This is a genomic window from Pseudomonas spartinae (assembly GCF_965197125.1).
Lineage (GTDB): Bacteria > Pseudomonadota > Gammaproteobacteria > Pseudomonadales > Pseudomonadaceae > Aquipseudomonas > Aquipseudomonas composti_A.
Map to the genome: position 1 here is coordinate 155,196 of NZ_CBDAMB010000007.1, position 20,921 is coordinate 176,116.

General features: G+C 62.1%; 24 protein-coding genes and 1 pseudogene. 11 read left to right on the forward strand and 14 right to left on the reverse strand.

Going from position 1 to position 20,921, the window contains the following annotated elements:
* Positions 1-61: 61 nt before the first annotated feature.
* From ACN8M7_RS16525 to ACN8M7_RS16555, 7 genes are all read right to left on the reverse strand, one after another.
* Positions 62-793: a carbonic anhydrase gene (locus ACN8M7_RS16525; protein WP_490261482.1), complete on the reverse strand. Its 732-nt coding sequence runs from the start codon at positions 791-793 to the stop codon at positions 62-64.
* Positions 794-1,091: 298 nt separating this feature from the next.
* A complete protein-coding gene (locus tag ACN8M7_RS16530; protein ID WP_061240933.1) occupies positions 1,092-1,328 on the reverse strand; it encodes a hypothetical protein in 237 nt (78 codons plus the stop codon).
* A 347-nt stretch (positions 1,329-1,675) separates the two neighbouring features.
* A complete protein-coding gene (locus ACN8M7_RS16535; protein ID WP_490261483.1) occupies positions 1,676-2,380 on the reverse strand; it encodes a lipopolysaccharide kinase InaA family protein in 705 nt (234 codons plus the stop codon).
* 212 nt (positions 2,381-2,592) lie between these two features.
* On the reverse strand, positions 2,593-4,239 hold the full coding sequence (gene groL, locus ACN8M7_RS16540; RefSeq protein ID WP_490261484.1) for a chaperonin GroEL: 1,647 nt from the start codon (positions 4,237-4,239) through the stop codon (positions 2,593-2,595).
* A 48-nt stretch (positions 4,240-4,287) separates the two neighbouring features.
* Complete coding sequence (locus tag ACN8M7_RS16545; RefSeq protein ID WP_017675400.1) at positions 4,288-4,581, reverse strand: co-chaperone GroES; 294 nt, start codon at positions 4,579-4,581, stop codon at positions 4,288-4,290.
* A 326-nt stretch (positions 4,582-4,907) separates the two neighbouring features.
* Positions 4,908-5,357, reverse strand: a complete 450-nt coding sequence (locus ACN8M7_RS16550) for an FxsA family protein (protein WP_061240936.1) — start codon at positions 5,355-5,357, stop codon at positions 4,908-4,910.
* A 70-nt stretch (positions 5,358-5,427) separates the two neighbouring features.
* The gene (locus tag ACN8M7_RS16555) at positions 5,428-6,156 is read right to left on the reverse strand and encodes a HugZ family pyridoxamine 5'-phosphate oxidase (RefSeq protein WP_061240937.1); all 729 of its coding nucleotides are present in this window, start codon (positions 6,154-6,156) and stop codon (positions 5,428-5,430) included.
* A 108-nt stretch (positions 6,157-6,264) separates the two neighbouring features.
* On the opposite strand from ACN8M7_RS16555, the gene ACN8M7_RS16560 reads away from it, so the two are divergent.
* The gene (locus ACN8M7_RS16560; protein ID WP_490261485.1) at positions 6,265-7,023 is read left to right on the forward strand and encodes an SDR family oxidoreductase; all 759 of its coding nucleotides are present in this window, start codon (positions 6,265-6,267) and stop codon (positions 7,021-7,023) included.
* A 164-nt stretch (positions 7,024-7,187) separates the two neighbouring features.
* Here ACN8M7_RS16560 and ACN8M7_RS16565 read toward each other — a convergent pair whose 3' ends face one another.
* Positions 7,188-8,156 (reverse strand): polyprenyl synthetase family protein, encoded by a 969-nt coding sequence (locus tag ACN8M7_RS16565; RefSeq protein WP_490261486.1) that lies wholly within the window; start codon positions 8,154-8,156, stop codon positions 7,188-7,190.
* Between the two features lie 246 nt (positions 8,157-8,402).
* Between ACN8M7_RS16565 and rplU the strand changes: the two genes are divergently transcribed.
* The 5 genes from rplU to ACN8M7_RS16590 all read left to right on the forward strand — a co-directional run bounded on the left by rplU (position 8,403) and on the right by ACN8M7_RS16590 (position 12,125).
* Complete coding sequence (gene rplU, locus ACN8M7_RS16570; protein ID WP_004424548.1) at positions 8,403-8,714, forward strand: 50S ribosomal protein L21; 312 nt, start codon at positions 8,403-8,405, stop codon at positions 8,712-8,714.
* Positions 8,715-8,751: 37 nt separating this feature from the next.
* Positions 8,752-9,009 (forward strand): 50S ribosomal protein L27, encoded by a 258-nt coding sequence (gene rpmA, locus ACN8M7_RS16575; protein ID WP_061240940.1) that lies wholly within the window; start codon positions 8,752-8,754, stop codon positions 9,007-9,009.
* Positions 9,010-9,224: 215 nt separating this feature from the next.
* Positions 9,225-10,445 (forward strand): Obg family GTPase CgtA, encoded by a 1,221-nt coding sequence (gene cgtA, locus ACN8M7_RS16580; protein WP_490261487.1) that lies wholly within the window; start codon positions 9,225-9,227, stop codon positions 10,443-10,445.
* Between the two features lie 81 nt (positions 10,446-10,526).
* Positions 10,527-11,645 carry a glutamate 5-kinase gene (gene proB, locus ACN8M7_RS16585; RefSeq protein WP_061240942.1) on the forward strand — a complete coding sequence of 373 codons (1,119 nt, stop codon included), beginning with the start codon at positions 10,527-10,529 and terminating at the stop codon, positions 11,643-11,645.
* An 18-nt stretch (positions 11,646-11,663) separates the two neighbouring features.
* Positions 11,664-12,125, forward strand: a complete 462-nt coding sequence (locus ACN8M7_RS16590; protein ID WP_490261488.1) for a CreA family protein — start codon at positions 11,664-11,666, stop codon at positions 12,123-12,125.
* Between the two features lie 55 nt (positions 12,126-12,180).
* On the opposite strand, the gene mqo is transcribed toward ACN8M7_RS16590, so the two are convergent.
* Both mqo and ACN8M7_RS16600 read right to left on the reverse strand, forming a co-directional pair.
* Entirely contained in the window at positions 12,181-13,680 is a 1,500-nt protein-coding gene (gene mqo / locus ACN8M7_RS16595; RefSeq protein WP_490261489.1) for a malate dehydrogenase (quinone), read from the reverse strand.
* Between the two features lie 462 nt (positions 13,681-14,142).
* Positions 14,143-14,373, reverse strand: coding sequence for a hypothetical protein (locus ACN8M7_RS16600; RefSeq protein ID WP_490261490.1), 231 nt, complete (start codon positions 14,371-14,373; stop codon positions 14,143-14,145).
* A gap of 165 nt (positions 14,374-14,538) precedes the next feature.
* Between ACN8M7_RS16600 and ACN8M7_RS16605 the strand changes: the two genes are divergently transcribed.
* The gene (locus ACN8M7_RS16605; protein WP_061240946.1) at positions 14,539-15,123 is read left to right on the forward strand and encodes a YajG family lipoprotein; all 585 of its coding nucleotides are present in this window, start codon (positions 14,539-14,541) and stop codon (positions 15,121-15,123) included.
* 60 nt (positions 15,124-15,183) lie between these two features.
* Here the strand turns inward: ACN8M7_RS16605 and ACN8M7_RS16610 are convergent, their stop codons facing one another.
* Positions 15,184-15,390, reverse strand: coding sequence for a hypothetical protein (locus ACN8M7_RS16610; RefSeq protein ID WP_004424534.1), 207 nt, complete (start codon positions 15,388-15,390; stop codon positions 15,184-15,186).
* Positions 15,391-15,663: 273 nt separating this feature from the next.
* Here ACN8M7_RS16610 and ACN8M7_RS16615 point away from each other — a divergent pair, with 273 nt between their 5' ends.
* On the forward strand, positions 15,664-15,939 hold the full coding sequence (locus ACN8M7_RS16615) for a hypothetical protein (protein WP_490261491.1): 276 nt from the start codon (positions 15,664-15,666) through the stop codon (positions 15,937-15,939).
* A gap of 63 nt (positions 15,940-16,002) precedes the next feature.
* Here ACN8M7_RS16615 and ACN8M7_RS16620 read toward each other — a convergent pair whose 3' ends face one another.
* A complete protein-coding gene (locus ACN8M7_RS16620; protein WP_490261492.1) occupies positions 16,003-17,166 on the reverse strand; it encodes a 1-acyl-sn-glycerol-3-phosphate acyltransferase in 1,164 nt (387 codons plus the stop codon).
* Positions 17,167-17,263: 97 nt separating this feature from the next.
* Here ACN8M7_RS16620 and ACN8M7_RS16625 point away from each other — a divergent pair, with 97 nt between their 5' ends.
* From ACN8M7_RS16625 to ACN8M7_RS16635, 3 genes are read left to right on the forward strand one after another with little or no spacing between them, the layout of a single operon-like run.
* Positions 17,264-17,446: a CPXCG motif-containing cysteine-rich protein gene (locus ACN8M7_RS16625; protein WP_061240949.1), complete on the forward strand. Its 183-nt coding sequence runs from the start codon at positions 17,264-17,266 to the stop codon at positions 17,444-17,446.
* A complete protein-coding gene (locus tag ACN8M7_RS16630; protein ID WP_490261493.1) occupies positions 17,446-17,706 on the forward strand; it encodes a putative signal transducing protein in 261 nt (86 codons plus the stop codon). The genes ACN8M7_RS16625 and ACN8M7_RS16630 overlap by 1 nt, the downstream gene beginning before the upstream one ends.
* A gap of 27 nt (positions 17,707-17,733) precedes the next feature.
* The gene (locus ACN8M7_RS16635) at positions 17,734-18,351 is read left to right on the forward strand and encodes an SOS response-associated peptidase (RefSeq protein ID WP_490261494.1); all 618 of its coding nucleotides are present in this window, start codon (positions 17,734-17,736) and stop codon (positions 18,349-18,351) included.
* Positions 18,352-18,429: 78 nt separating this feature from the next.
* Here the strand turns inward: ACN8M7_RS16635 and ACN8M7_RS16640 are convergent, their stop codons facing one another.
* Positions 18,430-19,272, reverse strand: a complete 843-nt coding sequence (locus tag ACN8M7_RS16640) for a methyl-accepting chemotaxis protein (protein WP_490261561.1) — start codon at positions 19,270-19,272, stop codon at positions 18,430-18,432.
* Positions 19,273-19,287: 15 nt separating this feature from the next.
* Positions 19,288-20,580 (reverse strand): annotated as a pseudogene (locus ACN8M7_RS16645) (methyl-accepting chemotaxis protein); the annotation flags it as partial.
* Positions 20,581-20,921 lie beyond the last annotated feature (341 nt).

A 20,921-nucleotide genomic window follows, 5' to 3' on the forward strand; every position in this document is an offset into this window, starting at 1 on the left:
TCGTGAACAAAAGCAGCCCGTACCCGCGCCGTTCCAGGCGCAGGCAGGGGGAAACGAGTGATCAGGCGCTGGCGTAGCGCGGTTGCGGGGTGGCGCAGGGCTGCTCGTCGCCGTCCAGCGCCAGGAAGTTGCCCGAGGCTGCGTCATAGGCGCGAATGCCGCCGCTGTCGATGTCGTAGACCCAGCCGTGGATGTGCAGCTGGCCACTGGCGATGCGCGCGGCGACCGAGGGATGGGTCCGCAGGTGGTCGAGCTGGGCCACCACGTTTTCTTCGGTCAGCACGCCAAGGGTTTCGTGGGCGCTGCCACAGCTGCAGTTGTCCGCCACCACGCTGCGCGCCACTTCGGCGTGGCGCAGCCAGGCACGTACCGTGGGCATGCCATCGAGGCTGGCCGGGTTGAGTACGGCTTTCATCGCGCCACAGTCGGAATGGCCACAGACGATGATGTGCTGCACGCCCAGCGCCAGTACCGCGTATTCGATGGCGGTGGAGACGCCGCCGTTCATCTGTCCGTAGGGTGGCACCACGTTGCCCACGTTGCGGGTGACGAAAAGGGTGCCGGGATCGCTCTGGGTGATCAGCTCCGGCACGATGCGCGAATCGGCGCAGGTGATGAACATCGCGCTGGGCGACTGTGCCGAGGCCAGGCGCTTGAATAGCGCCTGCTGCTGCGGGTAGACCTCCTGACGAAAACGCCGAAAGCCCTGTACCAGCTGGTGCAGAGCGGTCTGGGCATTGTCCTTGGCTACGGGACGCAGGGTGTTGCCGGTTCGGGAAGCGGTTGAGTTCATCGTTGCATCTCCTGTGATCTTCATCGGTGACGTTCTCGACTGCCAGCCAAACGCCTGTGACCAATTGGTCACTTCCAGGGCAACGATAAGGATTATTACTTAATCAAAACTGAACGGGAGGCTCTAAAACGCCACTATCCGGCCACTCCAGGGGGCAATTTCTGCAGCAAAAGGGCGTTCGCGAGGGATGGGGATCGATGAACGGTGCGCCTGCTCGGGTTGCGCGGGTATGAGCCGCCAGGCGATTCACCTGCAGATACGGGTGAATCACCTGGCGAACAGTGGGCTGTGCTGTGGCTTAGTGCTCGCCCTTCAGCGCGCCGCTGAGGCCGAACATCAGCACCAGCAGGTTGGCGTCGGGCTTGGCCACTGGTTGCCCCTGTTTACGCAGGGGCGCAATGGGGCAGGGGGCCAGGGCTGAGCAGTCATGCGTTTCCAGTACGCGCGGGCCGGGCTCCTGCCAGGCGGCGGCAGCAATCGCCGTTACGCTGAGGGCGAGGCCGAGAAACAAACCTCGTGCTATTCCTAACTTCATTTTCCTAACCCCTTGAAAGCGCTGCCAAACGCTGTTCGCTAAACCTAGATCACCCATTTCGATACTGCCGTTCTGTGCGACGAACGGTTCTGTCACATGGCTGGCACCCGCCGGGGCTGTGCTGAGACACAGGCCGCGTCGGTTTGTTCAACCATGGTGCGGGTAACGTCTTAACGTAACCTTAGGTGCCCGTGATGGCGCCCTGTAACGGCCGGTCCTGGCAGCTGCAGTCACCTGCAGACTCACTCTTTGCCCGGCGCAAAGGCGCGCGCTAGAGCCACTTCCTGGTGGGGGGATACGGATGTTGCCGATACAAGACTACCGGTGCAGGGCCGGCAGTCGTTTACCTAGGCAAGCTCTGTGCCGAGGCCCTTGGCGCCGTCGGCGAAGACCTGGCGATAACCTTGCAGCAGTTGCTGCCAGTCTGCGTCGCACCAGGGGCTGTGGCGGCGCAGCTGGGGCAGGTCGTGCTGGGCGGCCTGGACGCGGGTCAGGCGACGACGGCTTTTCTCCAGATCCAGCAGGGCCACTTGCGGTGTTTCGCCGTCAACGCGTACGAAGATGTGCTTGGCATACAGGCAGCCGTGCTGCCAGCGGCCCAGGTGCATGCGCGCCAGCGTGACACCGACAAGTTGCAGCAGCTGGTTGTGTACGGCTTCACCGCAGGCTTGCCGGCCACCTTGCTCATACCAGTGCTCGATGTTCTCGAAGCCTTCCAGGGCCTCGGTGACCAGCAGGCCGCGCCAGCCTTCCTGGGCATCGTAGTCGATGCCGCAATAGATCATTTTCGGTACCAGCACCCCTAGAGAGGGCAGCGCCTGCAAGGCTTTGCGTTCGCGCAAGACGGTGGGGCGCCCCTGCGGATGCAGCAGGCTGCGATAGATGTGGCCGATCTGTTTCTTGGCGTAGAGCACGCCGTTTGCATCCAGCAGGCGTTGCACGCCGCTTTTACCGCCGCGACGAACGTTGGGTTCTTCGACCCAGTCGCCTTGCTGTTGCCACCATTGCTGGAATGCCTGCTGAGGGATTTCGCTCGTGCTGCATAGGGCCATGTTGTTGTTCTTCTTCTATTGGTGGGTTTGCGCCGCACTCGTCTCGTGAACGGTACTGCGTCGTTCAAGCTTGTAACAAAACATAAGCAAACAACGTTCCCGAGTCCACAGGAAATGTCCACGGGGTTTCCGAGCGGTATCACTTTCTTGCGCAAATAAAAAACCCCGCGACTGGCGCGGGGTTCTTTTTTCCTGCTTGGGAGCCGGTCGGCTTACATCATGCCGCCCATGCCACCCATACCGCCCATGCCACCCATGTCAGGCATGGCCGGAGCCTTGTCGTCAGCCGCGTCGGCAACCATGGCCTCGGTGGTGATCATCAGGCTACCGATGGAGGCAGCTGCTTGCAGAGCCGAACGGGTGACCTTGGCCGGATCGAGAATGCCCATCTCGATCATGTCGCCGTAGGTGTCGGTCGCGGCGTTGAAGCCGAAGTTGCCCGAACCCTGCTTGACCTTGTCGACCACTACGCTCGGCTCGCCGCCGGCGTTGGAAACGATCTGACGCAGCGGCGCTTCGACGGCGCGACGCAGCAGAGCGATACCGACGTTCTGGTCTTCGTTGTCGCCTTTCAGGCCATCGATGGCCTGCAGAGCGCGCACCAGGGCAACGCCACCGCCAGGCACCACGCCTTCTTCCACAGCAGCGCGGGTAGCGTGCAGGGCGTCTTCAACGCGGGCTTTCTTCTCTTTCATCTCGACTTCGGTGGCAGCGCCAACCTTGATCACGGCAACACCGCCAGCCAGCTTGGCCAGACGCTCTTGCAGCTTCTCTTTGTCGTAGTCGGAAGAGGTTTCTTCGACCTGCTTGCGGATCTGCGCAACGCGGGCTTCGATGTCGACCTGGGCACCAGCACCATCGATGATGGTGGTGTTGTCTTTGTTCAGGACGACGCGCTTGGCGTTACCCAGGTGCTCCAGAGTGGCGCTTTCCAGGGACAGGCCAACTTCTTCGGAGATCACGGTGCCGCCGGTCAGGATGGCGATGTCCTGCAGCATGGCCTTGCGACGGTCGCCGAAGCCCGGAGCCTTGACGGCTGCAACCTTGACGATGCCGCGCATGTTGTTGACGACCAGGGTAGCCAGGGCTTCGCCTTCGACGTCTTCAGCCACGATCAGCAGCGGACGGCCAGCTTTGGCAACGGCTTCGAGAACCGGCAGCAGTTCGCGGATGTTGCTGATCTTCTTGTCGACCAGCAGCAGCAGCGGGCTTTCCAGCTCGGCGACCATGGTGTCCGGCTTGTTGATGAAGTACGGCGACAGGTAGCCGCGGTCGAACTGCATGCCTTCTACGACGGACAGTTCGTTTTCCAGGCCCGAGCCTTCTTCAACGGTGATCACGCCTTCTTTGCCGACCTTGTTCATGGCTTCGGCGATGATGTCCCCGATGGAGCTGTCGGAGTTGGCGGAGATGGTGCCGACCTGGGCGATGGCCTTGGAGTCGGTGCACGGTTTGGCCAGCTCTTTGAGCTGGGCGACGATGGCGCTAGTGGCCTTGTCGATGCCGCGCTTCAGGTCCATCGGGTTCATGCCGGCAGCGACAGACTTCAGGCCTTCGTTGACGATGGCTTGAGCCAGAACGGTAGCGGTGGTGGTGCCGTCACCGGCAGCGTCGTTGGCCTTGGAGGCAACGTCTTTCACCAGTTGGGCGCCCATGTTTTCGAAGGCGTCTTTCAGTTCGATTTCCTTGGCGACCGAAACACCGTCTTTGGTGATGGTCGGGGCGCCGAAGGATTTGGCCAGAACCACGTTACGACCTTTCGGGCCGAGGGTGGCTTTGACGGCGTCGGCCAGTACGTTGACGCCAACGAGCATTTTCTTACGGGCGGAATCGCCAAACTTGACTTCTTTAGCAGCCATGTTGATCAGACCTCAAATTCTTGAAGGTTAAACGGAGATTCGTGGGAATCAGGCTTCGACGACAGCGAGGATTTCGTTCTCGCCCATTACCAGCAGGTCTTCGCCGTCGACTTTGACGGTGTTGCTGCCGGAGTACGGGCCGAATACCACCTTGTCACCGACCTTGACGGCCAGCGGACGGACTTCGCCGTTATCCAGAACCTTACCGGTACCGACGGCAACGACTTCACCTTGGTTCGGCTTCTCGGCGGCCGAACCCGGCAGCACGATGCCGCCTGCGGTTTTGGTCTCTTCTTCGCTGCGACGGATCACGACGCGGTCATGCAGAGGACGAAGCTTCATTGTCGATCTCTCCTAACAATTGAATGGCCAACTTGCCGACTCTTGCTTGGTCGGCGGGTTTGTAAAATCCGGCGAGGCCGGGCGCGGCACGCTGGGCGCACCGCGAAAGTTGGACTGCCTCGATGGGCAGGCACCTTGCGGTGACTGGTACATGTGGGCGGGCAAGGGTATTTCAAGGGGCGGCAGTGAAATTTTTTGCGCGGGAGAAGGGGGGAATTACAGGTGGCGGGCCGATGCCGGCCCTATGCGGGGGGGGGGCACATGCAGGCTGTGGCTACCGGCGATCAGGCTTCGAGGTGATCGCCGGCAAGTATTGTTGAGCATGCCTATTCGCGGCGTTCGTATTCGCCTTCGAGGACGTTTGGGCGGGTCTGTCCGGAGCGGGCCGCCTGGTCATCGAAGAAGGCGCGCTGGCGCAGGGCTTGTTCTTCGGCGCGGCGGCGAATCTTGCCGACCATGAGGCGTCGCGTGAAAGGAATCAGGCAGAGCACGCCGAAGATGTCGCTGATGAAACCCGGTAGCAGCAGCAGGCCACCACCGACGGCGATCAGCAGGCCTTCGAGCATCTCCTGCTCGGGCAGCTCGCCGCGAGCGAGTTTTTCCCGCGCGCGCCAGGCCGTGGCAACCCCGGCGACGCGCAGGAGAATGCTGCCGAGAATTGCAGTGCCGATGATCAGCAGCAGGGTGGGCAGCACGCCAATGGCGCTACCGACCTTGATCAGCAATGCCAGTTCGATGATCGGGAACAGCAGGAAGAGAAACAAAAACGCGCGCATTTCAGTGGGTCCTTGGCGGAAGTGGACTTCCAGTAGGAATAAAGTATGGGGCCGTGGCCTGAATTCAAGCTTAAGGGGCGCCGTCGGTCGGCCAGCTCTCGGCGCGAGCCAGTGTCACCAGGGCTTCACGTACCTGTCCCGGGTTGTTGCAGGGTACCGGAAACGCCAGCCAATGCAGACTCTGGCCGATGCGCAGGTGGAAGCCTTCCTGGTCGACGCCGACCATCTGTGCCGGCTCATGCTGAGGCAATCCGGCCAATTCGACGTAATGGGCAATGGCCTTGGCATGGTCTTCGTTCATGTGCTCGACCATGCTCGCTTCGCTGCCGTCCGTCGCAAAGGGGTTGGCCAGGGCGACCTGGTCGAGCCAATGAATGGCGCCGAAGCCGCCAATGAAGCGCCAGCGCACCGGCTCCAGGCGCCAGAAGTCGAAGTCATGCGCCCGGTGGTAGTCGCGCGACTGGGGGAAAAAGCGGTAATAACGTTGTGCGGCCGCTTCGATTTGCTCTTCGTCACGCAATTGTCGTGCTTCGGCGAGCAAAGTGAGGCGGCCGACCGCCTGCACATCCTCTGCGCCACGCTCGCCGACCAGTAGCGAGCATTTGGCGTCCTGCCCGAGGTTATGGGTGTGCTGGGCGATACGGCTGATCAGGATCAGCGGCCGGCCCTCGGCGTCCAGGCAGTAGGGCACCACCGATCCGAAAGGGAAACCCGGCATGGCCTTGGAGTGGGTGCTGAGCACCCCACGGTATTCCTTGAGCAGCAATTCTCGTGCATGCTTGCCGGCTTTCACGCTCACCTTATGACTCCTCGCAAAGAATCCGTCAGAAACGGACAGACGCCCTAGCATAGCGGTTAGCGGGCATCTGCGGGGTCGGAAAATGCTGCACCTTGAGGGGATAAAGCGATGCAACTGAAAGACAAAGTCATCATCATCACTGGCGGTTGTCAGGGACTGGGCCGCGCCATGGGTGAGTACCTGGCGGCCAAGGGTGCCAAGCTGGCGCTGGTCGATCTGAACCAGGAAAAACTCGACGAAGCCGTGGCCGCCTGCAAGGCTGCCGGTGGCGACGCTCGAGCCTATCTGTGCAACGTCGCCGATGAAGAGCAGGTCACGCATATGGTTGCCCAGGTCGCCGATGACTTCGGCGCCATCAACGGCCTGGTCAACAATGCGGGCATCCTGCGCGATGGCCTGACCATCCGCGTGAAGGATGGCGAGATGACCAAGATGAGTCTGGCGCAGTGGCAGGCGGTGATCGACGTCAACCTGACCGGCGTGTTCCTCTGCACCCGTGAAGTGGCGGCGAAGATGATCGAGCTGAATAACGAGGGCGCGATCGTCAACATCTCCTCCATTTCCCGCGCGGGCAACATGGGCCAGGCCAACTACTCGGCTGCCAAGGCCGGCGTCGCTGCTGACACCGTGGTCTGGGCCAAGGAGCTGGCGCGTTACGGTATTCGCGTCGCGGGCGTGGCGCCGGGTTTCATCGAAACCGAGATGACCGGCAGCATGAAGCCGGAAGCCCTGGAGAAGATGACCTCGGGTATTCCCCTCAAGCGCATGGGCAAGCCGGCCGAGATCGCCCACTCGGTGGCCTACATTCTGGAAAATGACTACTACACCGGTCGTATTCTGGAGTTGGACGGCGGCTTGCGTCTGTAATCTGCTGCGCTGAAATGAAAAACGCCCCGACTGGTTCGGGGCGTTTTTGTTTTGCCAGCGCGGTGTATCGCGAGCCCGTAGCCCGGATGTAATCCGGGAATGGCTATATCCCGTAAACCCGCCCCCCGGACTGCATCCGGGCTACCTGTCTGGTCTTGTCAGGCTTAGTGCGTACGCGCGACAGCGAAACGGCTCAGCTCGATCAGGGCGTCGCGATACTCACCGGCTGGCAGGGCTTCCAGGCAGGCGATGGCGCGCTCGGCGTAGTCGCGAGCGAGCTGTGCGGTGTAGTCCAGAGCGCCAGCGGCGTCCACGGCGGCGCGGATGCTTTCCAGGTCTTCGATGCCACCTTTCTGAATCGCTCGGCGCACCAGTGCAGCCTGCTCTTCGCTGCCTTCGCGCATGGTGTAGATCAGTGGCAGGGTCGGTTTGCCCTCGGCGAGATCATCGCCGACATTCTTGCCCAGCTCGGCGGCGTCGCCCTTGTAGTCGAGCAGGTCGTCGACCAGTTGGAAGGCGATACCCAGGTGGTCGCCGAAGGTGCGCAGGGCTTCGCGCTGCGCTTCGTTGGCGCTGGCCAGCGCTGCGGCGGCGTGAGTGGAGGCCTCGAACAGCATCGCGGTCTTGCCGCGAATGACCTCCATATAGGTCTCTTCCGTGGTGCTGGCATCGCGCACCTTGGACAGCTGCAGCACTTCGCCCTCGGCAATCACGCGGGTGGCGTTGGAGAGGATCTTCATCACCGGCATGGAGCCGAGTTCGACCATCATTTCGAACGAGCGTGAATAAAGGAAGTCGCCCACCAGCACACTTGGCGCGTTACCCCATTGGGCATTGGCGGTGCTGCGGCCACGGCGCATGTCGGACATGTCGACCACGTCGTCGTGCAGCAGGGTGGCGGTATGCAGGAACTCGATGGTGGCGGCCAGCAGGCGCAGGTCATCGGCCTGATAACCCAGCGCACGACCGCTCAGCAACACCAGCAGCGGGCGCAGGCGCTTGCCGCCAGCAGAGATGATATAGTCGCCGATCTTTTCCACCAGCGGCACGCGCGAGACCACCTGTTGACGGATGATGGCATCGACGGCGGTGAAATCGTCCGCTACCACGCGGTAGAAAGCCTGAGGTTGCATCGGCGATTAGTGCTCCTTTGAGGTTGCGCGGCATGCTAGGTGGCGGGGTAGGGGCTGTCAAGGCAAGTGCCTGTGGCCCTTGCGAAGCGTTCGGTGCTTGCGTACAATCGCGCACCCTGAACTTCCCCCTGGGCATTTCCCTGCCTTACGCAATTGCAAGGGTGTCACTTCCGGCCCCAAGCAGCCATGCCAGCCAATAACGACTTTTCTAAAGCGCTGGGTGAGCAGGATCAACGGAGATTTACCATGTACGCAGTAATTGTTACTGGTGGCAAGCAATACAAAGTCACCGAAGGCGAATTCCTCAAGATCGAGAAGCTCGAAGTCGCCACCGGCGAAGCCGTGACTTTCGATCGCGTTCTGCTGATCGGCAATGGCGACGACGTTCAGATCGGCGCTCCGGTTGTAGACGGCGCTAAAGTGGTTGCCGAAGTCGTGTCGCAAGGTCGTCACGATAAAGTGCGCATCATCAAGTTCCGCCGTCGTAAGCACCACATGAAGCGTCAGGGCCACCGTCAGTGGTTCACTGAGATCAAAATCACCGGTATCCAGGCCTGATTCGTCGGCCCCGATCCCTTTATAGGAGTATTGACTCATGGCACACAAAAAAGCTGGCGGTTCTACCCGTAACGGCCGCGATTCCGAAAGTAAACGCCTTGGCGTGAAAATGTACGGTGGTCAGGTCATCAAGGCCGGCAACATCATCGTTCGTCAGCGCGGCACCGAGTTCCACCCGGGTTTCGGCGTGGGCATGGGCAAAGACCACACCCTCTTCGCTAAAGTCGAAGGCGTGGTCAAGTTCGAAGTGAAGGGCGCTTTCGGCCGTCGCTACGTGAGCGTCGTTCAGGCCTAATCGCCTGCGCGCTGGAAAAGCCCTGTCCGTAGGACGGGGCTTTTTTATTGGCCCGCCATTCATGGCGGCAACCCTGCGGGCCGTCGCAGGCGACGTTAAAAACGCTCCAGGCGTTTTTTTCGTTTGTGTATCTTTGGTTCGCTTGCCAGATCCGCTAGTTCTGGATGATCCGGCAAGCGTTCCCCCAGCCCGCAGATGACGCGGGAGGCATATCCATGAAATTCGTCGACGAAGTTTCTATTTTTGTAAAAGCCGGTGACGGCGGTAACGGCATGATGAGCTTCCGCCGCGAGAAGTTCATCGAAAAGGGTGGCCCCAACGGCGGTGACGGTGGCGACGGCGGCTCGGTGTTCCTCGAGGCCAACGAGAACCTCAACACCCTCATCGACTACCGCTACACCCGCAAATTCAACGCGCAGAATGGCGAGAAGGGCGGCAGCACCGACTGCACCGGCGCCAAGGGCGAAGATCTGATCCTGCCGGTGCCGGTCGGCACCACGGTGATCGACGTCGCGACCCAGGAAGTGATCGGTGATTTGGTCAAGGCCGGTCAGCGTCTGATGGTCGCGCATGGCGGCTGGCACGGTCTGGGCAACACCCGCTTCAAGTCCAGTACCAACCGTGCGCCGCGCCAGACCACGCCGGGCAAACCGGGCGAGTCGCGCGACCTCAAGCTGGAGCTGAAAGTGTTGGCCGACGTCGGCCTGCTCGGCCTGCCCAACGCCGGCAAGAGCACCTTCATTCGCGCGGTTTCCGCAGCCAAGCCGAAGGTCGCCGATTACCCGTTCACCACCCTGGTGCCGAACCTGGGCGTGGTCAGTGTCGACCGCTTCAAGAGCTTCGTGGTCGCCGATATTCCGGGGCTGATCGAAGGCGCCTCCGATGGTGCCGGTCTGGGTATCCGCTTCCTCAAGCACCTGGCGCGTACTCGTCTGCTGCTGCATCTGGTGGACATGGCGCCGCTGGACGAGAGCGATCCGGCCGAGGCGGCGCAGGTGATCATCGACGAGCTGGGCCGTTTCAGCCCGGCGCTGGCCGAGCGTGATCGCTGGTTGGTGCTGAACAAGATGGACCAGGTGCCCGGGGACGAGCGTGAAGCGCGCAAGGCCGATATCGTTGCCCGTCTGAACTGGCAGGGCCCGGTTTACGTGGTTTCTGCAATCAGCCGCGACGGTACCGAGCGCATCAGCCGCGACATCATGCATTACCTGGAAGTGCGCGCCGAGCGTATCGCCGAGGACCCGGTGTTCGCCGAGGAGCTGGCCGATCTGGATCAGCGCATCGAGGACGAGGCGCGTGCCCGTCTGCAGGCGCTGGACGACCAGCGTGCGTTGCGCAAGTCCGGTGTGCGCAGCGTCGATGACATCGACGAAGATGATGACTTCTTCGACGATGAAGACGACGATGGCCCGGAAATCATTTACGTCCGGGATTAAGCAAATTTTCAACGCCGCTTAATTGCGGCGTTTTTGTAGGTGGGGTGGACCCCATCGTTTTCTGGCTAAGGTTGGAAGATCATGCGTGACAAGGTGACCGGCGCGAAGCGTTGGGTGGTGAAGATCGGCAGTGCGCTGCTGACCGCCGATGGGCGTGGCCTGGATCGTGCGGCCATGGCCGTGTGGGTCAAGCAGATGGTGGCGCTGCGTGAGCAGGGCGTGGAGCTGGTGCTGGTGTCCTCCGGCGCGGTGGCGGCCGGCATGAGCCGTCTCGGCTGGACCAGTCGACCGAGCGCGATGCACGAGCTGCAGGCTGCTGCCGCCATCGGCCAGATGGCGCTGGTGCAGGCCTGGGAGTCGAGCTTTGCCGAGCATGGCATGCGCACCGCGCAGATCCTCCTGACCCATGACGACCTGTCTGACCGCAAGCGCTACCTCAATGCCCGTAGCACTCTGCGCACGCTGGTGAATCTCGACGTGATCCCGGTGATCAACGAGAACGACACCGTGGTCACCGATGAAATCCGCTTCGGCGACAACGACACCCTGGCCGCGCTGGTGGCCAACCTGGTCGAGGCCGACCTGTTGGTGATCCTCACCGACCGTGACGGCATGTACAACGCCGACCCGCGCCACAATCCCGATGCCGAGCTGATTTCCGAAGCCCGCGCGGATGACCCGGCGTTGGATGCCGTGGCCGGTGGTGTGGGCGGTGCGCTGGGCCGTGGTGGGATGCAGACCAAACTGCGTGCCTCGCGTCTGGCTGCGCGCTCCGGCGCGCATACCGTGATCGTTGGCGGCGCCATCGAGCAGGTGCTGGCTCGCCTCAGGGGCGGTGAGCGCCTGGGCACGCTGCTGGCGCCCGAGCGTGGCCTGCTGGCGGCGCGCAAGCAGTGGCTGGCTGGCCACCTGCAGACCCGTGGCACCCTGGTGCTGGACGCTGGCGCGGTGAAGGCGCTGAGCCAGGACCGCAAGAGCCTGCTACCGGTGGGCGTGAAGGCGGTGCAGGGCAGTTTCCGTCGTGGCGAGATGGTGGTCTGCGTATCGCCTGACGGTCGCGAGATTGCCCGCGGCCTAGTCAACTACAGTGCGCTGGAGGCGCAGAAGATTATCGGCCAGCCATCCGATGCCATCGTGAAGCTGCTCGGCTACGTGGATGAGCCCGAACTGGTGCACCGGGATAATCTGATCCTGGTTTGAATGCGAAAGGAGAGTGCGATGAATCTGTTCAAGGGATGTGTGCTGAGCCTGCTGGTGCTGCCCAGTCTGGCGCTGGCCGAAACCATCGGCGAGGTGTCGACGGTGTTCAAGTGGGTCGGTCCCAATGACAAGATCGTCGTCGAGGCCTTCGATGATCCCAAGGTGGAGGGCGTGACCTGCTACCTGTCGCGTGCCAAAACCGGTGGCGTGAAGGGTGGTCTGGGCTTGGCCGAGGATCGCGCAGAGGCCTCCATCGCCTGCCGTCAGGTCGGCCCCATAGCATTCAAAGCCAAGCTCAAGGACGGCGAGGAGGTGTTCAAGGAGCGCACCTCGCTGGTGTTCAAGACCATGCAGGTGGTGCGCTTCTTCGACAGCAAGCGCAATACGCTGGTGTATCTGGTCTACAGCGACCGGGTGATCGAAGGCAGCCCGCAGAATGCGGTAACGGCCATCCCGATCCTGCCATGGGGTCAGCAATAAGCCGATCAGCGCCCACAAAAAACCGCCCCGAGGGGCGGTTTTTCATGGCTGACGATCAGGCGCTGGGCGTATCGAGTTGCAAGCGCTGGTTCGATTGCGCCTGTACTTGGCGATAGCGCTCGGCGTCGTGGGACAGCACGTCGGCCATGGCCGGGAAGATCTCATTCAGCTTGGCCTGCCAGCCCTCGCTCTTGGTCTGCTCGGGGAAGCAGCGGCGCAGCAGATCGAGCATGATCGACACGGTGACCGACGCGCCCGGCGAGGCGCCGAGCAGGGCGGCAATGGTGCCGTCCGCGCCCGCTACCAGTTCGGTGCCGAACTGCAGGATGCCGCCGTTCTTGGCGTCCTTCTTGATGATCTGCACGCGTTGGCCAGCCACCTCCAGGCGCCAGTCCTCGGCCTTGGCTTCGGGGTAAAAGCCGCGCAGGGTGTTCAGGCGCTGTTCCTCGGACTGCATCACTTCCTTGATCAGGTAGCGGGTCAGGTCCAGGTTGTCGCGCGCCACCGCCAGCATCGGGCCGAGGTTGTTGGGGCGTACCGACAGCGGCAGGTCAAGGAACGAGCCGTACTTGAGGAACTTGGTGGTGAAGCCGGCGTAAGGACCGAACAGCAGGGATTTCTTGCCGTCCACCACGCGGGTGTCGAGGTGCGGTACCGACATGGGCGGCGAGCCCACCGCAGCCTGGCTGTAAACCTTGGCCTGGTGCAGCTTGACGATCTCCGGATTGTCGCAGCGCAGCCACTGGCCGCTCACGGGGAAGCCGCCGAAACCTTTGCCTTCGGGGATGCCGGACAGTTGCAGCAGGGGCAGCGCGCCGCCACCGGCACCGAGGAAGACGAACTTGCTCTTGAGCTTGCGCGTGGCGCCGGAACGGGTGTCCTTGATAGTCACCAGCCAGCCTTGACCGTCACGCGTGAGGTCGGTGACCTTCTGGTTGCAGGTGACCTTGGCATTGGGTTGGGTGGTCAGGTAGGCGAGCATCTGCTCGGTGACTGCACCGAAGTTGACATCGGTACCCGCGTGTACGCGGGTCATCGCCAACGGCTCGCTGCTGTCGCGGCCCGGGATCAACAGCGGCGCCCACTCGGCGATGGTGGCGCGATCCTCGGTGTATTCCATTTCGGTAAAGGCGTGATGCTGGCGCAGGGCTTCGAAGCGCTTCTTGAGGAAGGCGATGCCGCTGTTGCCGCGCACGAAACTCATGTGCGGGACCGGATTGATGAAGGTCTTCGGCGAGTTGATCGCGCCTTTTTCGATCAGGTAAGCCCAGAACTGCTTGGACTCCTCGAACTGGGCGTTGATGTTCACCGACTTCTTGATGTCGATGCTGCCGTCAGCGCCTTCCGGGGTGTAGTTCAGCTCGCACAGCGCGGCGTGACCGGTGCCGGCGTTGTTCCAGGGGTTGGAGCTTTCCACTGCGCCGGACTCGCGCAGCTCAATCACTTCCAGAGTGATTTCGGGGTTGAGTTCCTTGAGCAGTACGCCCAGGGTCGCGCTCATGATGCCGGCGCCTACCAGCACCACATCTACGCTTTGGGAATCGTTGTGCGCCATTAACCTCTCTCCAAGAAAAACTGCACCAGATGGGCGGCCGTTCGGCCTTTCAGGGCGATACCGGCAGACTCAGGCGTGATGCCCCGTCGTTCGGCGGTGAGGGTCAAGGCTGGGGTTTGCGGACGCAAAACTGTTCATCTGTTCGCCACACTCTTGTGAAGTTGTAAAAACCGTTTTTTCACGCTCTTTTGGAGCGGTGAACCTCAAAAGCTCGACTGCCTCGGCACGCTTTCTCCCGTGCAAGTCATGCACTGCATGGCTGCCATTGGCTCTGCATATGGGCGGAAAGCGGCTAGCCGGAAGCGGCAGCTCGAAGTGGGCGACTCTCTGAGGCGGGGCGATGACGTTGCATCGGCGAGGTCGTGCGGCCCGATCAGGAGACGTCCTTATAATCGGGGCGCGATTATAACGGTGAATGAGGGGAAATTGATCGCCCCTGCGTGACTTTTATTCTTCCGCCGGTCAGGCCGCCAACGGGCGAACGGTCGATGCGTGTGTGACGACCGGCGTGATGCGGGCGCCGGCGGGCAGGGGGGCGCCCAACCAGGAGACGTTTGGCTCGCGAACTTCCACCCAGCCCGCCTGGGTCGGGTGTTCCTGCATCTGGCGCAGCGCGCAACAACGCCCACGATCATCGATCAGGGCGAAATGGCGCATCGGGCGAGGGCGGCTGAACAGGCGGCGCAAAAGCATGGCGAAGGCTCCAGCGGGGGACTGTCGCCTTTATGCCAGGGGGCGGTGACAGCCTGATGACAGGAACCGCAGGCGTGGGCGGGCTGTCCTATGCAGCGCCCCTGTCGGCCCAAGGCCGCGCTGGGTATACTGCCGGCCACTTCTAACTCACTCGGAGAGATGAGCATGCTGCACCGTGCGTTGATCGCCTTGCTTGCTGCCACCAGCCTGACTCTGGCCGGTTGCGCCCTCAGCCCTCAGCAACTCACCCCGCAACCCAAGCTCACCAGCTCGCTGACGCCAGTCGGGCAGGGCCAGCCGGTGGTGGTGCGTGTGGTCGATGGTCGCTCTTCACCGGTACTGGGCACGCGCGGCGGCCTGTATCCGGAAACCAGCTCCATCAGCGTCAGCCCCGAATACGTGCTGCCCAAATTGCAGGCCGAGGCCGAAGCCGCCGTCCGTTTGCTCGGCTTCACCCCGTCGCCCAACGCCTATAACGCTCCGCAACTGACCATCACCCTGGCGGACCTGAAGTATCAGTCGCCCAAAGAAGGGATGTACGTCACCGAGGCGGATATCTCTGCCTCCATTCGCGCCGACGTGCAGGGCAGCAGCCGCCGTTATACCGGTCGTTACGGTGCCTCGCTGAACCAGCGTTTCGGCACTGCTCCGAATCAGCGGACCAACAGCAAGCTGGTGAGCGATGTGCTCAGCGACGCGTTGACCCGTGCGTTCAAGGACCCGACCATTGGCCAGGTTCTGCTTCAGTAAGCCGTCGCGCTGTTAAAAAAACGCCCCGCATTGCGGGGCGTTTTCATTTGTCTCAGGCCTTCAGGCCGCTTCGGCGTAGAACTCCGGCAGGCTCATGCCGGTGCGGTTGTCGATATCCGGCAGGTCGTAGTGCTCATGGCCGCCGAGGGCGCAGTACACCAGCCAGTGCTGGTCCTGCACGTTGAAGGAGAGTTCATCGACCACGGCGTCCACTTCATCCAGCGAGTCGATCAGGTAGTCGCGATCCAGCGGTTGTGAATTGAGCATGGCAGGTCCTCCAGGGACATTGAGGTTTGGCTCCAGCAACAGCGGTGACTGTTTGGTCACTCTGAGAGATACAAACCCTAGGCCAGGCATATGACAGTTTTCAGACGATTTCGGGATAGAGAGCTGCGTTCGTCGGAAACGAACCTTATAAAAGATGGGTTTCAGTACACTGCGCAACGACTTTTCGCTGGCTGAGAAGCGTACTTTTCAGCTGAATTCCCCATTCTGGTGCAGTGGCGGGGCTGCTGCACCATGCTGTACTCGAGGTGTCGCATGTCGCTGCAGGTGTTGTGGTCACTGTTCGTCGCCCACCCGGCCGGGGCGGTGAATTCGCTGGCCTTGTTCTTTTCCCTGGCGGGTGCCTGGTTGTGTCTGATGACCCGACTGCGCGAGCAGCGCGGGATGGCGCGAGTGATGGCGCAGGGGGCGCTGTATGAGGCTGAGGTGCTGGACGAGCGCACCTGGCGTATCAATCGCTTCTTCTATCGCTTTGGCGCCCTTTGCTTGGGAGCTGCGTTGTTGCTGTCCTGGTTCAGCACGCGGCTTTGACGCTTGAGCGATTAACAAAAACGGCAGCCCTGGTGGCTGCCGTTTTGGTTTGTAGCGGAGCGCTTAGAGGGGCAAGCCGGCCTTGATTCGATACTGGTTACGTACCGGATTGGCGTATTGCAGGATCAGAAACGGCTTTTCTTCGGCGCTGCAGGCTGCCAGGCGTTTGTTCCACTGCGCTTCGGCCGCAGCCAGTTCTGCCTCGGGGAATACCTCGCTTGCCGCCGGCACGTTCAGCTCGCTCTCGCGGCCTTCCCACATGGCGTAGGCCAGGTAGTGGACGGGGAACAGGCGGTACTGGCCGAGAATATGGCGATCCAGCGCCTGCGCCAGTTGCTTGGTATCTTCCAGGCCGGCCATCGGCGGGCTGAAGTGCAGGTGCACGCGTCCTTTATAACCGGTGATGCCCAGGGCGATGCTGGCGTCGTCCTCGCCTGGTGCCTTGGTGTAGTTGCCGGTGGCGGCGCGTATGCTCAGCTCGCGGGTCTTGGCCAGGTCGCAGGGATCGTACTCGTAGCTGATCGAAACCGGCACCAGGTTCAGCGAGTCGATGACCTCGGCGAACGGCTCGTCCTTGCGGCTCATGTGGAACATCTTGAGGATGGCCGAATCGGTGCGGTCGTCCCCATCCTTGGCGCGGCCTTCGGCCTGGGCGATCCAGATCGATTCGCCGTCTTCGCAGATCGAGTGATTGATGTACGCCGAAAGCAACTGATAGGCCGCCAGCTTCTCGCGTCGCCCGCTGATCGAACGGTGCACGATGAAGCTCTTGTTCAGGCGCATCAGGTCGCTGACGAAGGGGCGCTGCAGCAGGTTGTCGCCGATGGCGATACGCGGTGTCTGCAGGCCGGCATGGTAGACGGCGTAGTTGACGAAGGCCGGATCCATGACGATGTCGCGATGGTTGGCCAGATACAGATAGGGTTTGCCCGGCTGCAAGTGCTCCAGGCCGGAGTAGCTGATGCCGTCACTGGCATGCTCGATGGTACGGTCGATGTAGGGCTCGATCTTTTCCTGCAGCTTGTTGACCGAGTCGATGCTAGCGAATTCGCTGCGCAGCCGCGCGGCGATCAGCGGTTTGAGCAGCCAGCCTAGCGGGCTGGCCAGTCGTGGGAAGCGAAAACGGGTAAGGGTACCGAGGAACGCCGGGTCGGCGAGCAGGCGCGCCAGCACGGGGCGTACTTCTGCATCGGCATAGGGTCGGATGGCATCAAATGCGCCCATCATGCTCTCTTGTTGTAAAACGGCTAAGGTTGAAAGGGGTCTGCTTAACAGGGTGAGCAGTAGACCGGCGATTATAACGCCAAGTCACAAGGAGGCCGCGATGCTGGAAAGCGAGTCGTATCATTGCCCCTATTGCGGCGAACCGGCCGAGGCGCTGCTGGACCTGTCGGGCGGTGATCAGTCCTATATCGAGGATTGCCCGGTGTGTTGCCGGCCGATCGAGTTCGAGTTGCGTACGGACGGTGTCGAGTGGGCGTTGGAAGTACGCGCGGAGAACGATTGATGCAGCGAATCTACGAGCCGGAAAATCTTCTGGAAGGTCAGATGCTGGTGGATATGCTGGCCAGCGAGGGCGTCGAGGCGCACCTGCTCGGTCAGCATCTGGTCGGTGCCGTGGGAGAGCTGCCTGCATGTGGCCTGCTCGGTTTGCTTGTCGCGGACTGCGACGCTGAACAGGCGCGTACGTTGATCGCTGAGTACAATACGGCGCAACCTGTGCCTGGCGATGAGCCAGAGTCCTTTCAGGGCGTGTTGCTCTGTTGATGTGCCCCCTGCCTGTCGAGTCGTTTCATGTGTGGACGTTATGCCCTGTTCCGCTGGTCGCCCGCTTTTGCGGCGTTGCCCGGCTTTCCTGCTGATCAGAAGCCGCACTGGAACCTGGCGCCCAACGGTCAGGTCCTGATGCTGCGCGCAGGCGAGAATGGGCCGCAGGCCGCCGCGGCGCGTTGGGGGCTGACCCCCGCCTGGCTGAAGGATCTGTCCAAGACGCCGGCTCATGCGCGGGCCGAAACACTCGGCGAGCAGCCGATGTTTCGTGAGCCCTTGCGCCTGCGCCGAGCCCTGTTGCCGGCCAACGGCTTCTACGAGTGGCGCGGGGCGACACGCAAGCGGCCGTACTGGATGACCAACGGCGACTCGCTGATGTATTTCGCCGCCTTGTGGGAGGTATATCCGGTTACTGGGCACGACTACCTGAGCGTGGCGTTGATTACCCAGGAAGCCGCGACGCTGCGTCGCCCGCTGATTCTTGACGAGCATGAACGGGCACTGTGGTTGAGCGACGACACCACGCCCGAACAATTGGCGGCGTTACTGGCCAAGTCGCAGGTCGCGTTGCGAGAACGCGCCCTGGCGACCCTGGTCAATGATCCGAAGCTCGATGCGCCGGAATGCCTGACCCCAGCCTAGGTACGCCGTGCGCACCCGGACGGAGGAGCATTTGGCCTGACGCCTCCGGCGTCGCGGCCTGCCTGAGGTGAATGCTCCCTACACCTTGAACTGATTGATCAGGCGACGCTGCTGTTCGGCCAGCTTGGTCAACTGCGCGCTGGCCTGGCTGGCTTCGTCGGCACCGCCTGCCACGTCGTTGGCGACCTGCCCAATGTTGGTGACGTTGCGGTTGATGTCCTCGGCTACCGCACTCTGCTCTTCGGCCGCGCTGGCGATCTGTGTGTTCATGTCGTTGATCACCGACACCGCCTGGGTGATGGACTCCAGCGATTGGGCGGCCTGGCTGGCATGTTGCACACTGTCGTCGGTCTTGCTCTGGCTCTGCTCCATCACCTTGACCACTTCGCGTGTGCCTTGCTGCAGTTGCTGGATCATGCTCTGGATCTCTTCGGTGGCTTGCTGGGTTTTCTGCGCCAGGTTGCGCACCTCATCGGCGACCACCGCGAAGCCACGGCCCTGTTCGCCGGCGCGGGCCGCCTCGATGGCCGCATTGAGCGCCAGCAGATTGGTCTGCTCGGCGATGCCACGAATGGCGACGAGGATCGCGTTAATGTTCTCGCTGTCCTTGGCCAGGTTCTGCACCACGCTCACGGCGCGGCCGATCTCGGTGGCCAGCGCAGCGATGGCTGCAGAGGTTTGCTGTACCACCTGCTTGCCCTGATTGGCTGCATGGTCGGCGTGGTTGGCCGCTTCGGCCGCATGGGTGGCATTGCGTGCGACGTCCTGCGCGGTGGCGGTCATCTCGTGCACGGCCGTGGCCACCAGCTCGATCTCGGCCAACTGCTTCTGTACGCCCTGATTGGTGCGGATGGCGATGTCGGCGGTGTGCTCGGAGGAGTCACTGACCTGCTGCACCGAGGTCACCACGGACGCGATCATCGTCTGCAATTTGGCCAGGAAGGCATTGAAGCCGGCTGCGATCTGCCCGAGCTCGTCCTTGCGATCGACTTGCAGGCGTACCGTCAGATCACCTTCGCCCTTGGCGATGTCGTCGAGCATGCCGACCATCTGCCGCAGGGGGCGGGCGATGCCGTAGCCGACGAACCAGATCACCAGCAGGCCTAGACCGGCGATCAACAGGCCTACCAGTGTCATGCCCAGGGTGTCGCCGTCGCGCTGCGCGGTCAGGTCGCTCTGCAACTGGAACAGGTCGGCCATCACGGCTTTGAGCGGTAGCACCAGTATCAGCACCCAGCGCGTGTCGCTCTGGCCGATATTGAAGCTGAGAAATAGCTCGATATGACTGTGTTCCGGGTCTTCCTTGGCATCGATGGAATAAATCGGTTGGCCGGGCTGCAGTTTGCCGAGATTGGCCACTTCGTTGGCGTCGAGCAGAACGGTGGCCGGTTCGCCGAGTTTGTCCGGCGCCTTAGTCGAGGCGACCAGACGCCCATTGCTGGCGATCAGCGCGATCTCGCCGGCTCCGCCGTAGAGTTGGGCATCGGCCTTGACCAGCAACTCCTGAATGAAATTCACCGCCAGGTCGGCGCCGGCGATGCCACGGAACTCGCCGTTGACCAGAATGGGAGAGGTGAAGGAGGCGAGCATGGTCATCTTGCCGCCGACATCGTAAGGGGCCGGGTCGATCACGCAGGGGCGCTTGCGCTCCTTGGCGCAGAGATAGTATTCACCTTCGCGCACACCGGTAGGCAGCAGCTTCTCGCTCTCCATCGAGCCGATAGCGTCGATGCCCAGGCTGCCGTCGGCATTGCGGTACCACCAGGGCAGGAAGCGGCCGCTGCCGTCGTAGCCGTTTTCCTTGCTGCCGGCATAGATGTCATCGCTGGCGTCGAAGGCGTTCGGCTCCCAGCCCAGATAGCTGCCGAGCAGCTTGGGATTTTGCGCCGTGGTTTCGTGTACCAGATTGGCCAGCTCTTCACGGCTGATGCTGAGCATCGGGCTGCCGTTGGTGTCGGTCATGCCGAGCATGGCGTTGACCCGCGCCAGATCGGCGGTGATCTGCAGTGGGGCTTCCAGCTCCCGCTGAATTTCGCTGACCTGCGCCTGAGCCAATGCCGACAGACGCTGTTCGATGACTTGCTCCAGTAGTTTCTGCGTGCGCTCCTGTACCAGGTTTTGGGTTCGGCCGCTGGCGAACAGGGCGTAGAGCACCAGAGCCACGACCACTGCGAGTACGCTGGCGCCGGCTAGGAATGCGACGGAAAACTGGATCGACTTGAACTTCATGTAGGCTCCCGGACGCAGAGTGCGACTGTCTCCTGCTATCGGCAGTGGCAGGTGAAAACCTTAGTGGGTGGGTGCTGACAAGCAGGTTGGTGTCGTATTCAGCGAAGGTGGCGTGCGCTCATCGCGCAAGTGGCGCAGCTGCTCGTATCAAGAGTGCAGTCTGGCCGGCTCCTGAGAGTCTGGGCGAGGCAGGCGTGAATCGCCGAAAAAGCGGAGCCCGGGTCGTGTGCATGAGCATTTGATTGCTGCTGATCGAGGCACGCTCAAGCGAGTTGGTTTGCGGCTGTCAGGCTGTTTTTACGTGGGACTGCCAACGTAGGTAAGTTGTCAGCGGGCTGCTA